Source organism: Streptomyces sp. NPDC032198 (genome assembly GCF_040636975.1).
Classification (GTDB): Bacteria; Actinomycetota; Actinomycetes; order Streptomycetales; family Streptomycetaceae; genus Streptomyces.
In genome coordinates this window covers 550,892-565,440 of sequence record NZ_JBEZVL010000001.1, presented here as the reverse complement: position 1 = coordinate 565,440, position 14,549 = coordinate 550,892, and the positions used below count along the sequence as shown (strand labels likewise).

Sequence of the window (14,549 nt, the reverse complement as noted above, 5' to 3'; positions counted from 1 at the left end):
AGTGGTGCTGCTCATCTGCAGGCAGAGGCATAGCCGTACCCCTTCGTGGTCGTTTCGGATGTCTGGCTCCCGACAACCACGACGCTATGGGCCGCTCATGACCCGACCCCGGAAAATCCTTCCGGGGTCTATCTGCGAACCGAGGCGAGGCTGAAGTCATGCGAGGAATGACGCAGCAACTGACGATCGGCGAGCGGGTTGCGTGGTACCGCCACCGCCGCGGCATGTCCCAAGAGGTGGTGGCCGGACTGGTCGGCCGCACCGCGGACTGGCTCGGCAAGGCGGAGAACAACCGCATCGAGCTGGACCGACTCTCTGTAATCCGTGCACTGGCTCACGCGCTGGACGTCTCCATCGGAGACCTCATCGGCGAGCCGACTCTCTTGGAGTGGTCGACAGACAGCGGGCGACGTACGGTCCCTGCGCTGCGCGAAGCGCTGATGGACTACCGGCAGTTGACCCCGCTCCTTGGGGCGCCGACGGATGGCGAACCCCCGGCTCTGTCCGCTTTACGGTCCGACGTGAGTGAGGTGTGGGATGCCTACCAGGGGTCTCAGTACGGGTTCGCGACCCGGCAGCTGCCCTTGATCCTCTCGGATGCCCTGCTCGCAGTGCGTGCGTACGCGGGGGAGGAGAGAGAGGAGGCGAACGCGCTGCTGGCGTTGACGTACCAGGGGGCAGCGATGGTGCTCGGCAAGCTGGGTGAGAACGAGCTGGCTTGGATGGCGGCGGATCGCGGACTTGCTGCCGCACAGCAGAGCGGGAACAACGTCATCGTCGGATCGCTCTTCCGGTCGGTGACGCACTGCCTCCTGTCCACCGGACGCTACGAGACTGCGGTGCAGCTCGTGAGTGATGCGGCCGGCTTCCTTGAGTCTGGACTGGGGGAGGCGACCCCCGCATACCTGTCCGTCTACGGAACCCTCTTCCTGACGGGCTCGATGGCCGCGGCTCGTGCAGAGGACCGTGCGACGACGCAGGCCTTCCTGCGTGAGGCGGATGCGATGGCGTCACGGCTTGGGACTGACGGAAACCACATGTGGACGGCCTTCGGGCCCACCAACGTGGCGATTCACAAGGTGGCCACCGCTGGTGAGCTCGGCGACTTCCAGGTCGCGGCGGAACTGGGGCCGCAGGTCGATACAAGCGGGCTTCCTGTCGAGCGCAGGGTGCGGCACAACCTCGAAGTGGCGCGGGCGCTCAGCGCTTGGAATCGCACTGATGACGCGCTCAGCATGGTTCTCGACGCAGAGGAAATGGCGCCGGAGCAGGTCCGGCACCACTACATGAGCCGAGAGATCGTGCTCGGCTGGGTCCGTGGAACGCGCGGACGGCCAACTCGCCCGGTAGCCGACCTGGCCGAGAGGCTTCGAGTGGTGTGAGCTGGTTAGGCTCGGTCTCGTGAGCGAGACCGAGAACGAACACGAAGCGAAAATGGCGCGCCCGCGGATGGCCTCGGGCGCGCTGTTCTTTGATGCCCAGGGCCGCGTCATGCTCCTTGAGCCGACGTACAAGGACTACAGGGACATCCCAGGCGGGTACATCGATGCGGGCGAGTCGCCGCGACAGGCGTGCGTCCGCGAGGTGCAAGAGGAACTCGGTATTGCGCCTGAGATTGGGCGCCTGCTCGTCGTCGACTGGGCACCCAGCCCTTCCGAGGGTGACAAGGTGCTGTACCTATTCGACGGTGGCACTCTCTCTGACGAGGTAGAGGCACAGATCAGGTTGCAGGCGTCAGAGATCAAGGCGTACGAGTTCCATCCCGTCGCGGCGGTGGCCAGCCTCACCATCCCCCGCCTCGCACGCCGCATCCGAGCAGCTGCGGTTGCGCGCGATGAAGGCGCCGTGGCGTATCTTGAGCACGGCCTCCAACCTGAGCGATGAGCGTTCGAGATGAGGTGCTGGCGACCGGCACCCACAGAGTCCTTACAGCCCCAGAACGGAGCGCACGGCCTGCTCGATGCGAGCCATGGTCTCTTGGCCCACTTCACCCAGCAGCTTGGCGTTCTCGAAGCGCCGAGCCGCGTACTGGGTGACGTTTACCGGGACCGCGACCGCTCGCACGGGGTCTGCGATCGGCACGGATACGAGGGTGTCGGGGTAGGCGCCGGCCGGGTGCAGGAGCAAGCAGACGGCGGCCTGGAACTTCGTGTTCACCTCGTCGATGGAGAGCACGACTGCGGTACGCGTGCTGTCGCCAACCGGGATCTCCCAGACTGTGCCGCGCTTCAACGGATGTCCCCCGCCGGGTCGGCGTCGCCGGTGTCGACAAGGAGAACGCCCTCGCTGTCCACAGCGGCCAGCGCTTCGCGCAGGGTCTGATCTCGTAGCGTTCGGACCATGTAGGCGTTCAGCGACAGCCCGGCGTCGGCCGCTGCCTTCCGAACCTCTGCGTCCAGATCATCTGGTATGCGCACGGTGAATACACTCATGCCACCACTGTAGTAGTGGCCCTCCGCGCCGGGAAGGGGCTATCGCTGGCGTAGTCGGGTGCCGGTCGGCGCGAGCAAGACCTCTTCCTGCGGCCGCGCCGGAATGTCACCCCGCATGGCTAGTGCGGATGAGACACCGAGCGAATGACCGAACGAGATTGCCGCAACTCAGAGACGTAGACTCCCGCTCCGCTTACCCGCCTCGACCCGCTGCGCTTCCTGGAGCGGGATCTCGCGCGCACCCGGGCGCGAAGAAGGCTGTCCGGTCCACGCAGGAGTACCCGGTGGAGTAGCCAGCCGTGCATATGCGCATCCAGCCTCGCGACGTAGCAAAGATGCGCGGTAATTCACTCATTCGAGGACGAGTGGCGGAGGAGGGTGGAGGTAGGGCGCACCGCCCGCGATGAGCTCCCCTCCACGGCCGGTGCAGCCCGACTGCGGGCGCCGGCGTTGCGGGTGTCCTGTGTCATCGAACTCTGAGCGTGTGCCATCGAAGGTTGAGCGCTGACGCCCCCCAGCGCCCCCTAGGCAACGCGTCGACATTGGCTTGGAATGGCTTCCATGCTGAACTCGTGGCTCGACTTGATCGTCCTGTCCGCCATCTGCATAGCCATCTACTGGCTAGTTTCGTGGGGGCGCATGGGCAGCAGGATCTCCTACGAGACGGTACTGGTTGCGGCCACGATCAGCCCGTTCGTGGCGGCGTTCGCTTCCAAACTCGGGGAGCGTCTCGGGACTCGGGTGAGGATCAAACGGCTCTCGTGGAGGCAGCGTCGACGGCACGGAGAGGAACTCGTTGTAGCCCAATCGTTCCGCCAACGCGCCATCACGATTGAAGTGACAGCGGAGCTCAGCGATGAGGCTCGTCTTGCGCTGATCGACTTGGATGTTGGACAGGAAGTGCTGTGGGGGCATCTCCTCCGCTGGGACGACGAAGCCAAGGCGTGGCTTCCCGTTCCTAACGTCTCCAACGGCGACGACGCCGATTGAAGCCTTGATCGCCAGTAAGGGGTTTCGTGCCGCTCAACCTTCGATGGCACACGCTCAAGGTTCGGCGACCCAGGACAGCGGGAATGCGTCGGCGCCCGCAGGATGCCGAGGATCTAGACTCGAACATGTGAACGATCTCGCTCCGCTTACCCGCCTCGACCAGCTGCGCTTCGCCCGCCGCGTCGTCGAGCAGCAGGCCACACGCGCCCTCGCGGAGATCGACCGATGGATCGCCGACGAGGAACGCAGGGAGGCTGAGCAGGCGCGACGCGAGGAAGCCCGCCCACCCGCGCCGGACTGGATCGTCGAGCGAGGCATCGGGGACGGCGGCCCGCCGGTCGAGGTGCACCGCGGAGACTGCGGCGCGGCAGGGAAACGGCGCACACCGGTCACCCGGGATGAGGCGCGGTGGGAGCTGGCCCGCGGCGTCCGCGCCTGCATCCACTGCCGGCCGGACACCGAGCTCGGTGTGCTGGATTGACCGCACCCCCACATGCTCCAGGCGGAGCGCCGGGGTGAGGTCTAAGGTCAGTGTCTAAGCCTTGGGGGGCCCATGATCCTGATTCCGATCGGCTATCTCGTGCTGTTCCTTGTGTGGACGGTGCTGCCCATCGTGCTCCCGAGGGATCGACTCGGAACGTGGCTCACAGCGGCGCACCTGACGTTCTCAGTAACCGCCCTCCTGCTGGCCTGGCTTACTGACCTCCGCTTGGCGCCACTCGCCGCGATCCTGGGCGCACTGGGCGGGTTGATCGCCGCCGGGCGACTACTTACGCAGCGGGCATTCGCAGACAGCCGGAGGTGAGGCCGGACACCGAGCTCGGCGCGCTGGAGTGAGCGAGGCGGCGCACGCTGGAGACATGAGCAGCGCGCCGATAGTCGTCCACCCGCCGCAGGGTAGCGGCGGCCGGCGGGTGACGCTGCGCGGGCAGATCCTTGGCCTCGCGCACTCCGACGGGACATCATCGAGTTCCTCCGCTGTGCCGGTCTACCGGACGCAGAGGGGCTGCTCGATGACCCGGTGTGGGTGAAGTGGGCGGGGCGGGCGCGCGCACCACTACGAAGCCGCGTGATGCCTCCGCGTGCCTAATGCCTACCAGCGTCTATGCGTGGGGCTGCTGTGGGTGCATTCTCCCTATATGTGCCCGATCTCGATTCACTACCAACCCCGGAGAGTCCCTTACGGCTGCCGTATGGGGCGGCTGGAGCTCAACCGCCCCACGCGGCTGGTGCCTGACGGGGTTCCCAATGGCGATGTTGAGGTTGAGACGAACGCCGGAGGGGTTCGCCTGCGCGCTCAGTCACTTGAGGAACTTGTCGCTTGTGAGTAGGGCAGGACAGCCGCCATTGCGTCGCAGGTAAGGGTTAGCTAATAGGTATTGCCGGGAAGGGGCCCCAGTCGGTTACAGCCGCGGCACGCACACGCACATTTGGGAACTGAACATCGCCCCCGGACAGCGTGGCGTTGGTGAAGGTGATGGTACCGCGGGAGAACGTTGAGTCGGTGAAGAAGACCGTCCCGCCGGAGAACGCCGCATTGGCGAAGGAGACTCTGCTGCCAGAGAACGGCGAGCCGGTGAAGAATACCTTGCCACCGGAAAACTTCGACTCAACGAAGAATACCGAGCCACCGGTAAATCTCGTGTAGGACAATACTACCTTGGCGCCGGAGAACGTCGCATTCGCAAAGGATATCGTGCCGTCGGAGAGTGTCGACCTGGTGAAGTAGACCGAGCCGCCGGAAAATGTCGAGTTGAGGAAGGCGAGGGTGCCGCCAGTGAAATTCGAGTCGGTGAAGGAGGTGGTGCCGCCCACGAACTTCGACCCGGTGAAGAAGACCGTCCCGCCGGAGAACGTCGCGTGGGCGAAGGAAACTGTGCCGCCGGAGAAAAAGGAGCCGGTGAAGTCACCGCCGTCAAAGACGGCTCCGGTGAAGTTTAAATCGTATCCGCACCAGGTGGCGGATTTGGTGGGATCCTGAAGGTGAGCGCTAATAATTCGAATAATTGTAAGGCGGACTTCCCGTTCGCCTTTTCTGAAGCCCTCTTCGGCGCCGTCGGGCGCGTAGGGCATCCGTAGGTAGGCGCACAGCACGTCAATGCATACCTGGCGCTGTTCGGGCCAGTCATCGGCTAAGCGCGCCATCGCGTATACCCCGGCGAGGCGTACTGCGGGCTGGTCGTGGCCCAGTTGTTCGGCCGCTGCGGTGTACCGCTCTGCGAGCTGGGTCGCGTCCGCGCGATGGGAGGCTCCTTCGTCGAGGAGCTGCTTACGGTAGGCGTACAGGCCGGCCAGGACGGCCCCAGTCAAGGTGAGGACCGTGACGGTTGTCTTGATGACATCCTGAACCTTGACCGGCTTCTTACCAGTATTCGCGCTGGTGAGAAGTGCGTCAGCGCCCTGATAGAGGCCGTAAGCGAACGTCGCGACGAGCACTAGGGCGAGCGGGGCGACGAGCCACACCGGCCACAGATTCGGGGTGTGACTGCCCAGCTGTCTTGGACGGCGCTTGTAGAAGGACACAGAACCGATGGTGGCGCGCACAACTGGGGCTGAGCGACACGTTTGCCCACTCTGTGACCAGGGCGCGCCAACCACGGCATACATCTCGTGCTGGAGGCCCGGAGGGTCACCTGTGGTCGCTGCCCGCCTCTAGGCGGGCCCACGGGGCAGCGAGGTAACCGCCGGGCCGTCTGTGGGCCGTCGGAGGGTGGCCCACAGTGGCCGACAACGACCAACGACGACTCTTAAATCCCTGGTCGGCGGGGCGCCCACTTGCATCGCCCGAAGTCGTGGTGTGGGTGCGCCAGTTCCTGCGCAACAAGAAGCAGGAGTGGGAGGAGTACCGCAGCGAGGTCACCGCCTTCGAGCTGAGGAAGAACCTGCCGGTGCTGTAGGGCCCCGGCAGGGGGAACTGCGCGCTCAGTCGCGCGCTGAGCGCGCCGTTCCCCGCGCCCCCTAAGGGGCGTTGACGATCGCCTCACGCAGAGGTGTGGTCGCCCGTACGCGGTACTCCTGGATCGCCCAGCCGTTGCCGTCCGGGTCCTTGAAGTACATGAACGTGCCGCCGTCCTGCGGTGCGTGGGCCACCGGCTCCGTGATCTCCAGGCCGCGGGCGGTCAGCTCGTCGTGGGCCGCCTTCGCGTCGGCGACGCACAGCTGGAGGCCCTGGTAGGAGCCGGGGGCGGGGGTCGGGCCGTCCATCGTGTCCCAGAGGGTGTCGGCCAGCGCGATGGAACAGCCGGAGCCCGGCGGGGTCAGCTGGACGATGCGCATGCCCGGCATGACCTCCGCGTCGATGTCCACGTGGAAGCCGAGCTTGTCGCGGTAGAACTCCTTGGCCCGGTCGACGTCACTGACGGGGAGCGGGATCACCTCGAGTGTGTAGTCCATGGGCCGAGTACATCAGGGAGCCCACGGCTTGTCAGCGCGAATGGCGGCGTCCGCCCGCGCCCCCTCACCCGAAGCGCCACCGCGTCTGGCTGAACGGTTCTCCCTTGCCGAAGCCGAACGCGGTGCGGGGGGCCACCTCGAAGACGTACGCGTGGCCCGGACCGTGGTGGAAGCAGCCGTCCCGCACCTCGTAGTGCCAGAAGCTGCCGTACTTCTCCTCCCAGGCCGCCGCGAGGCGCCGCAGCCTGGCCTCGTCGGTGATCCGGACCGCTGAGCCCTCGACGACCAGGTCGTATCCCTTGTCCCAGAGGTTGATGCCCGTGGTCAGCACCGTCTCGGGGTTGCCCGCCAGGTTCCGGGCCTTGCGCTCCTCGGGGCCCGTGCAGAAGTGCAGCGCCCCGTCCAGCCAGACCGCGGGCAGCGGTGTCACGTGCGGGCGCCCGTCGGGGCGTACGGTCGAGATCCAGAACAGCTCGGCCGCCTTGAGCTGCCGCACGGCGTCGGACCACGGCGTCGCCGCGGCCCCCGGACTGCTGTACCGGGCATCCAGCTCCGTACGGGGTTCCTCGCTCGGCATGATCCGCCTCCTGACGCCGACACCCAATGCTCCCGTCCAAGTACGGACCGCGCACGCGGGCAGAACTCATCGGTCAGGCCGTAGGCTCGGGCCAGGGATGATCGAACGGAGGCGCGGGGATGACGGTGCCGCAAGGGCGCAGAAGCAGTACGTTCACGCGGCTGCTGCGGCATGGCTTCACCGATCCGTCCACGGCCGAGAGACTGCTGGGCGCCCCCGAGCTGTCCGCCGTGCGGACCGACCCGGTGCTCCTTGACGCCCTCGGCGCCGCCGCCGACCCGGACCTGGCGCTCCTGGGCCTCGTACGCCTGGTCGAGGGGCAGCCCGACGACACCAGCCGCCAGGAGCTGCTCGACACCCTGGTCAGCGCCAAGCCGCTGCGTGACCGGCTGCTGGGCGTGCTCGGCGCGTCCGAGGCCCTCGCCGACCACCTGGCCAGGCACCCCAGCGACTGGCAGGCCCTGGTCACGTACGAGCTGGCCGACCTGCACCCCGGCGTCGAGGAGTTCGAGCGCGGTCTCGCCGACGCCACCGACCCGGTCTCGCTCCGCGTCTCCTACCGCCGCTGCCTCCTCGCCATAGCGGCCCGTGACGTCTGCGGCACGACGGACCTGCCCGAGGCCGCCGCCGAGCTCGCGGACCTGGCGACGGCGACCCTGCGCGCCGCGCTCAGCATGGCCGAGCAGGCGGCCCCCGCGGACGCCGCGCAGTGCAGGCTCGCCGTCATCGCGATGGGCAAGTGCGGTGGCCACGAGCTGAATTACGTGTCTGATGTGGACGTCATCTTCGTGGGCGAGGCCGCAGAGGGCCCAGGCGGCACGGACGGCGCCGATGAGGGCAAGGCGATCCAGGCCGCCACCCGGCTCGCCTCGCACATGATGCGGATCTGCTCGGAGACCACGGTCGAGGGCACGATCTGGCCGGTCGACGCCAACCTCCGCCCGGAGGGCCGCAACGGCCCCCTGGTGCGCACCCTCAGCAGCCACCTCGCCTACTACCAGCGCTGGGCCAAGACCTGGGAGTTCCAGGCGCTGCTCAAGGCACGCCCGGTGGCCGGGGACCTGGACCTGGGCGAGGAGTACGTCGCCACCCTCGCACCCCTCGTCTGGCACGCGGCCGAGCGCGACAACTTCGTGCCCGACGTGCAGAAGATGCGCCGCCGGGTCGTGGAGAACATCCCGGCGGGCGAGGTCGACCGCGAGCTGAAGCTGGGTCCCGGTGGTCTGCGGGACGTCGAATTCGCCGTACAGCTCCTGCAGTTGGTGCACGGCCGCGGTGACACCTCGATCCGCAGCGGCTCGACCCTGGTGGCCCTGGAGGCGCTCGCGGCCGGCGGCTATGTGGGGCGCGTGGACGCCGTCCAGCTCGACGACGCCTACCGCTTCCTGCGCTCCCTGGAGCACCGCATCCAGCTCTTCAAGATGCGGCGCACCCACCTGATCCCCGAGGACGACGCGGACCTGCGGCGCATCGGCCGCTCCCTGGGCATGCGCACGGAACCGATCACCGAGCTGAACCGCGCGTGGAAGCGGCACACGTCGGTCGTGCGCCGGCTGCACGAGAAGCTCTTCTACCGTCCGCTCCTGGACGCGGTGGCCCAACTCGCCCCCGTGGAGACCCGGTTGAGCACGGAGGCGGCTCGCGCGCGTCTCGTCGCGCTCGGCTACCACGACCCCGCGGCGGCCCTGCGCCACCTGGAGGCGCTCGCCTCCGGCGTCACCCGCAAGGCGGCCATCCAGCGCACCCTGCTCCCCGTGCTCCTCGGCTGGTTCGCGGACTCGGCGGACCCCGACGCGGGCCTCCTGAACTTCCGCAAGGTGTCCGACGCGCTGGGCAAGACGCCCTGGTATCTGCGGCTCCTGCGCGACGAGGGCGCGGCGGCCGAGAACCTGGCCCGTGTCCTGTCCGCGGGCCGCCTGGCCCCCGACCTCCTCCTGCGCGCCCCCGAAGCGGTGGCCCTGCTCGGCGACCAGCGCGGCCTCGAACCGCGTGACCACGCCCATCTGGAGCAGGAGGTCCTGGCCGCGGTGGGCCGCGCGGACGGCGCCGAACAGGCGGTCACGGCGGCCCGCGGCGTCCGCCGCCGGGAGCTGTTCCGCACGACGGCGGCGGACATCATCGGCTCGTACGGCACGGAGGAGAGCCCCGCGGCGGCGGACCCCGGCGCCCTCCTCGACCGGGTGGGCGACGCGGTCTCCGACCTCACGGCGGCCACGATCGCGGGGACCCTGCGCGCGGTGGTCCGCGAAGGCTGGGGCGACACGCTGCCGGTGCGGTTCTCGGTGATCGGCATGGGCCGCTTCGGCGGCCACGAACTGAGCTACGGCTCGGACGCGGACGTCCTCTTCGTCCACGAGCCGCGCGAGGGCGTCAGCGACCACGAGGCGGCGAAGGCGGCCTCCCGGGTGGTCTCCGAGATGCGCAGGCTCCTCCAGCTCCCCAGCTCCGACCCGCCGTTGCTGATCGACGCGGACCTGCGCCCGGAGGGCAAGAGCGGCCCGCTGGTGCGGACCCTCGCCTCGTACGAGGCCTACTACCGCCGCTGGTCACTGGTCTGGGAGTCCCAGGCGCTGCTGAGGGCCGAACCGGTCGCGGGCGACGTCGAGTTGGGCCGCGCCTTCATCGAGCTCGTCGACCCGCTGCGCTATCCGGCGGAGGGCCTCGGCGACGACGCCGTCCGCGAGATCCGCCGCCTGAAGGCCCGCATGGAGGCGGAACGCATGCCGCGCGGCGCCGACCCCACCTTGCACACCAAGCTGGGCCGCGGCGGTCTCTCGGACGTCGAATGGACCGTCCAGCTCATGCAGTTGACCCACGGCTGGGTCGAGCCGGGGCTGCGCACGACCCGGACCCGGGAGGCTCTCGCCGCGGCCTGCGCCGCCGATCTGATCCCGACCGAGGAGGCGGCGATCCTGGACGAGGCGTGGGTCCTGGCCGCCCGGGTGCGCAACGCGGTGATGCTGGTGCGCGGCCGGGCCGGGGACACGTTCCCGTCGGACGGGCGCGAACTGGCCGCGGTGGGACGCTACCTGGGCTACGACCCCGGGCACGTGGGGGACATGCTGGACGACTACCGGCGGACCACGCGCAGGGCGCGGGCCGTGATGGAGGAGCGCTTCTACGGGGCGTAGCCACCCGGGGGCTACGGCTCCTGCCGCAGGGCCCCCGCAAGGACCGGCGTCCGGCGGCTGAGCCACCCGGAGGGTGTGCTGCGGACCGTGGCCGCCCCCTGGTGCATGCCCATCGACAAGGAGGGCCTCGACGCACCGCCCTGGCTGGAGCACGCGGCCGGGGTGCGCACGGCCACCCACACCATCGGAGACGCCGCCGTACGGCACGTGCTCGACCCTGTGGAGGCGCCCGCCGGCGAAGTGGCGCAGGCCCCGATCCGCCTGACCGTGTCCGGCGGACACGACACCCAGCGTCACCTGTGACAGCAGAGGGAGCGGGACTCCGCTCAGGCCATGAAGCTCAGGCCTTGAACCGGGCCCAGAGCTTGGCGGGCAGCAGCGGAGTCCGGCCCTCGCCCTCACGCAGCGCCACCTCACGCGGCAGCCGGTGCGGCATCGTCCCGTACCAGGCCCAGGCCACCGCGAAGCCGAACGCCAGGCAGAGCATGCCGCCCACCGCGTCCAGCCAGAAGTGGTTGGCGGTGGCCACGATCACGACCAGGGTCGCCGTGGGGTAGAGCAGGCCGAGCACCTTGGCCCACGGCGTCGAGGCCAGCGCGAAGATCGTCAGGCCGCACCACAGGGACCAGCCGATGTGCATCGAGGGCATGGCCGCGTACTGGTTCGACATGTGCTTGAGGTCGCCGGAGGCCATGGAGCCCCAGGTCTGATGGACCAGGACCGTGTCGATGAAGTCATGGCCGTTCATCAGGCGCGGGGGCGCCAGGGGGTACAGGTAGTAGCCGAGGAGGGCCACCGCCGTCGTCGCGAAAAGCACCATGCGCGTGGCCGCGTACCGTCCCGGATGGCTGCGGAACAGCCAGACCAGGACACCGAGCGTCACCACGAAGTGCAGCGTCGCGTAGTAGTAGTTCATGCCGACGATGAGCCATGTCGCCGAGTCCACCGCGTGGTTGACGCTCTGCTCCACGGCGATCCCGAGATGCTGCTCCGCCCGCCAGATCCAGTCGGCGTTCCGCAGGGCCTGGGACTTCTGCTCCGGCACCGCGTTGCGGACCAGGGAGTACGTCCAGTAACTCACCGCGATGAGCAGGATCTCGAACCAGAGCCGAGGGCGCCGGGGCGTGCGGAGGCGACGCAGGAATGCCCGCCCATTGCGGTCTTCTCGCTCGCCCGCGATGGGTGATGTGGTGGGCCGCTGCTGGCCTTCCAGTGTCGTCACAGTCATCTCACCCATAGGCACAGAGTCTGCCAGATACCGACCCTCCGACCGATCATCCCAAGGTCTGGTTCAGGCCGCATTCTCTACGCCCTACGGACGAGTGCGTCCCCGAGGGGAAGAAGCGGTTGAACCTCGAACGACCAGTTCCGGCATGAACACGAATTCGCTGTGCGGGGCGGGAGTGCCGCCGATCTCCTCGAGGAGTGTACGCACCGCTGCCTGCCCCATGGCGGGAACGGGCTTACGCACCGTGGTCAGCGGCGGATCGGTGAACGCGATCAGCGGGGAGTCGTCGAATCCGACCACCGAGATGTCGTCCGGGACCTCGAATCCGCGCTGCCGCGCCGTCCGTATCGCCCCCAGGGCCATCATGTCGCTCGCGCACACGACGGCCGTGCAGCCGCGGTCGAGCAGTGCGGACGCGGCGGCCTGACCGCCCTCCAGCGTGTACAGCGAGTGCTGGACCAACTCCGACTCGATCTCCTCGGGAGGCAGTGCCAGCTGGTCCCGCACCGTGCGTACGAAGCCCTCGATCTTCCGCTGTACGGGCACGAACCGCTTGGGGCCCAGGGCGAGTCCGATGCGTGTATGACCCAGGGAGACGAGGTGGGTGACCGCGAGGCGCATCGCCGCCCGGTCGTCCGGCGAGATGAAGGGCGCCTGCACCTTGGGGGAGAAGCCGTCGACCAGCACGAATGGCACACCCTGCGCGCGCAGCTGTTCGTAGCGCTGCATGTCGGCCGAGGTGTCCGCGTGCAGGCCCGAGACGAAGATGATGCCGGAGACCCCCCGGTCCACGAGCATCTCCGTCAGCTCGTCCTCCGTGGAACCGCCCGGCGTCTGGGTGGCGAGGACCGGCGTATACCCCTGCCGGGTCAGGGCCTGCCCGATGACCTGGGCGAGCGCGGGGAATATCGGGTTCTCCAGCTCCGGCGTGATCAGCCCGATCAGACCCGCGCTGCGCCGGCGCAGCCGCACCGGACGCTCGTAGCCGAGCACGTCGAGTGCGGCAAGCACTGACTGACGGGTGGCACCGGCGACGCCGGGCTTGCCGTTGAGCACCCGGCTGACCGTCGCCTCGCTGACCCCCGCCTGCGCTGCGATGTCGGCCAGTCGCGCGGTCACAGGATTGGACTGTACCGGTCACATCTCAGGCTGCCCACCAGACCGTTGAATCCGCGGGCAGGATCGTCCCGTCGGCGCCGGACGCCGTCTCGGCGCTCGCCACGAGCACGGTGCCGGGGGAGGGGACCGTGACCGGACCTGCGGTGAGATTCACCGTGCAGACCACCGAACCCCGCGGGGTCGTACGGCGGAAGGACAGCACACCATCGGGGGCGTCGAGCCACTCCACGCCGCGGCCCGCGCCCAGCGCCGGGTGCTCGCGGCGCACGGCCAGCGCGCGGCGGTAGAACTCCAGGGTCGACGCGGGGTCGCCCTCCTGCGCCCGCACCGAGAGGTCCCGCCACTCCTCGGGCTGCGGCAGCCAGCTCGGTCCGCCCTCGACGGGACCGAAGCCGAACGGCGCCCGCTCCCCGGACCACGGCAGCGGCACCCGGCACCCGTCCCGCGTCCCGTCCTGCCCCGTGCTGCGGAAGAACGCCGGGTCCTGGCGCACCTCGTCCGGCAGTTCGGTCACCTCGGGCAGACCGAGCTCCTCGCCCTGGTAGATGTACGCCGATCCCGGCAGCGCCAGCATCAGCAGCGTGGCGGCCTTCGCCCGGCGCAGGCCGCGCGCCGCGTCCCCGTCGGCGAAGCGGGTGGAGTGGCGCACGACGTCGTGGTTGGAGAGCACCCAGGTGGCGGGTGCCCCCACGGCGTTCATCGCGGCGAGGGAACGGTCGACGACGGCACGCAGCGCCGCCGCGTCCCAACCGGTCGTCAGATACTCGAAGTTGAAGGCCTGGTGCAGCTCGCCCGCGCGCAGGTACCGCGCGCTGCGCTCCACCGTCGGCGTCCACGCCTCGGCCACGGCGATCCGGTCGCCCGCGTACTCGTCGAGGATCCGCCGCCAGCCGCGGTAGATCTCGTGCACGCCGTCCTGGTCGAAGTAGGGGACGGCCTGCTTGCCGAGCAGCTTCACCTGCTCCTCGTGGCCGATGTCGGGCAGGCCCGCCGCCTTGACCAGGCCGTGCGCCACGTCGATGCGGAAACCGTCGATGCCGAGGTCGAGCCAGTAGCGCAGGATGGAGCGGAACTCGTCGTGCACCGCCGGATGTTCCCAGTTGAAGTCGGGCTGCTCGGGCGCGAAGAGATGGAGGTACCACTCGCCGTCCGCGACCCTCGTCCAGGCGGGCCCGCCGAAGACGGACTCCCAGTCGTTGGGCGGCAGCCGGCCCTCGTCGCCCTTGCCGGGCCGGAAGTGGAAGCGCTCGCGCAGCGGCGACCCCGGGCCCTCGCGCAGCGCCCGCTGGAACCACTCGTGCTGGTCCGAGCAGTGGTTGGGCACCACGTCGACGAGCACGCGCAGGCCGAGCGCGTGCGCCTCCCGTACGAGATCGTCGGCGTCCGGCAGCGTGCCGAACATGGGGTCCACCGCGCGGTAGTCGGCCACGTCGTACCCGGCGTCGGCCTGCGGGGACGCGTAGAAGGGGGACAGCCAGACGGCGTCCACGCCGAGCCGTTGCAGGTGGGGCAGGCGGGCCGTGATGCCCGGCAGATCGCCCATGCCGTCGCCGTTCCCGTCGGCGAAGCTGCGCGGATACACCTGGTAGATGACGGCATCACGCCACCACTCGTGGCGCCCGGAGCCGTCGTCCGGGGCGTCTGCGGGAAGGGCGGCGGTGACGTGCTGGGTCATGAGG

Annotated in this window: 15 protein-coding genes and 1 pseudogene; 8 read left to right on the top strand and 8 right to left on the bottom strand. The window is 69.0% G+C overall.

The window, feature by feature from the left end:
- Nucleotides 1-167: 167 nt before the first annotated feature.
- Together AB0E78_RS02640 and AB0E78_RS02635 are read left to right on the top strand one after the other, a co-directional pair.
- Entirely contained in the window at nucleotides 168-1,382 is a 1,215-nt protein-coding gene (locus AB0E78_RS02640; RefSeq protein WP_361827246.1) for a helix-turn-helix transcriptional regulator, read from the top strand.
- Nucleotides 1,383-1,434: 52 nt separating this feature from the next.
- Nucleotides 1,435-1,884 (top strand): NUDIX hydrolase, encoded by a 450-nt coding sequence (locus AB0E78_RS02635; protein WP_361828480.1) that lies wholly within the window; start codon nucleotides 1,435-1,437, stop codon nucleotides 1,882-1,884.
- A 42-nt stretch (nucleotides 1,885-1,926) separates the two neighbouring features.
- Here the strand turns inward: AB0E78_RS02635 and AB0E78_RS02630 are convergent, their stop codons facing one another.
- On the bottom strand, nucleotides 1,927-2,232 hold the full coding sequence (locus tag AB0E78_RS02630; protein WP_361827243.1) for a hypothetical protein: 306 nt from the start codon (nucleotides 2,230-2,232) through the stop codon (nucleotides 1,927-1,929).
- Nucleotides 2,229-2,432: a toxin-antitoxin system HicB family antitoxin gene (locus AB0E78_RS02625; protein ID WP_361827240.1), complete on the bottom strand. Its 204-nt coding sequence runs from the start codon at nucleotides 2,430-2,432 to the stop codon at nucleotides 2,229-2,231. The genes AB0E78_RS02630 and AB0E78_RS02625 overlap by 4 nt, the downstream gene beginning before the upstream one ends.
- Before the next feature lie 552 nt (nucleotides 2,433-2,984).
- Here AB0E78_RS02625 and AB0E78_RS02620 point away from each other — a divergent pair.
- The 3 genes and pseudogenes from AB0E78_RS02620 to AB0E78_RS02610 all read left to right on the top strand — a co-directional run bounded on the left by AB0E78_RS02620 (nucleotide 2,985) and on the right by AB0E78_RS02610 (nucleotide 4,495).
- The gene (locus AB0E78_RS02620; RefSeq protein WP_361827237.1) at nucleotides 2,985-3,422 is read left to right on the top strand and encodes a hypothetical protein; all 438 of its coding nucleotides are present in this window, start codon (nucleotides 2,985-2,987) and stop codon (nucleotides 3,420-3,422) included.
- Between the two features lie 127 nt (nucleotides 3,423-3,549).
- Entirely contained in the window at nucleotides 3,550-3,903 is a 354-nt protein-coding gene (locus tag AB0E78_RS02615; protein ID WP_361827234.1) for a DUF6233 domain-containing protein, read from the top strand.
- Nucleotides 3,904-4,282: 379 nt separating this feature from the next.
- Nucleotides 4,283-4,495, top strand: a pseudogene (locus AB0E78_RS02610) (hypothetical protein).
- Nucleotides 4,496-4,787: 292 nt separating this feature from the next.
- Here the strand turns inward: AB0E78_RS02610 and AB0E78_RS02605 are convergent.
- Nucleotides 4,788-5,945 (bottom strand): hypothetical protein, encoded by a 1,158-nt coding sequence (locus AB0E78_RS02605; RefSeq protein WP_361827232.1) that lies wholly within the window; start codon nucleotides 5,943-5,945, stop codon nucleotides 4,788-4,790.
- Between the two features lie 197 nt (nucleotides 5,946-6,142).
- Between AB0E78_RS02605 and AB0E78_RS02600 the strand changes: the two genes are divergently transcribed.
- Nucleotides 6,143-6,319 (top strand): glutamine synthetase, encoded by a 177-nt coding sequence (locus AB0E78_RS02600; protein ID WP_361827229.1) that lies wholly within the window; start codon nucleotides 6,143-6,145, stop codon nucleotides 6,317-6,319.
- A gap of 61 nt (nucleotides 6,320-6,380) precedes the next feature.
- Here the strand turns inward: AB0E78_RS02600 and AB0E78_RS02595 are convergent, their stop codons facing one another.
- Nucleotides 6,381-6,815, bottom strand: a complete 435-nt coding sequence (locus AB0E78_RS02595; protein WP_361827226.1) for a VOC family protein — start codon at nucleotides 6,813-6,815, stop codon at nucleotides 6,381-6,383.
- 64 nt (nucleotides 6,816-6,879) lie between these two features.
- Nucleotides 6,880-7,392, bottom strand: coding sequence for a pyridoxamine 5'-phosphate oxidase family protein (locus AB0E78_RS02590; RefSeq protein ID WP_361827223.1), 513 nt, complete (start codon nucleotides 7,390-7,392; stop codon nucleotides 6,880-6,882).
- Between the two features lie 119 nt (nucleotides 7,393-7,511).
- Between AB0E78_RS02590 and AB0E78_RS02585 the strand changes: the two genes are divergently transcribed.
- Nucleotides 7,512-10,523, top strand: coding sequence for a bifunctional [glutamine synthetase] adenylyltransferase/[glutamine synthetase]-adenylyl-L-tyrosine phosphorylase (locus AB0E78_RS02585; RefSeq protein ID WP_361827221.1), 3,012 nt, complete (start codon nucleotides 7,512-7,514; stop codon nucleotides 10,521-10,523).
- A gap of 87 nt (nucleotides 10,524-10,610) precedes the next feature.
- On the top strand, nucleotides 10,611-10,826 hold the full coding sequence (locus AB0E78_RS02580; protein ID WP_361827218.1) for a hypothetical protein: 216 nt from the start codon (nucleotides 10,611-10,613) through the stop codon (nucleotides 10,824-10,826).
- A 37-nt stretch (nucleotides 10,827-10,863) separates the two neighbouring features.
- Here the strand turns inward: AB0E78_RS02580 and AB0E78_RS02575 are convergent, their stop codons facing one another.
- The 3 genes from AB0E78_RS02575 to AB0E78_RS02565 form a co-directional block, all read right to left on the bottom strand.
- Nucleotides 10,864-11,760: a phosphatase PAP2 family protein gene (locus AB0E78_RS02575; protein WP_361827215.1), complete on the bottom strand. Its 897-nt coding sequence runs from the start codon at nucleotides 11,758-11,760 to the stop codon at nucleotides 10,864-10,866.
- 75 nt (nucleotides 11,761-11,835) lie between these two features.
- Nucleotides 11,836-12,870 (bottom strand): LacI family DNA-binding transcriptional regulator, encoded by a 1,035-nt coding sequence (locus AB0E78_RS02570; RefSeq protein WP_361827212.1) that lies wholly within the window; start codon nucleotides 12,868-12,870, stop codon nucleotides 11,836-11,838.
- A gap of 25 nt (nucleotides 12,871-12,895) precedes the next feature.
- A complete protein-coding gene (locus AB0E78_RS02565; RefSeq protein ID WP_361828478.1) occupies nucleotides 12,896-14,545 on the bottom strand; it encodes a glycoside hydrolase family 13 protein in 1,650 nt (549 codons plus the stop codon).
- Nucleotides 14,546-14,549 lie beyond the last annotated feature (4 nt).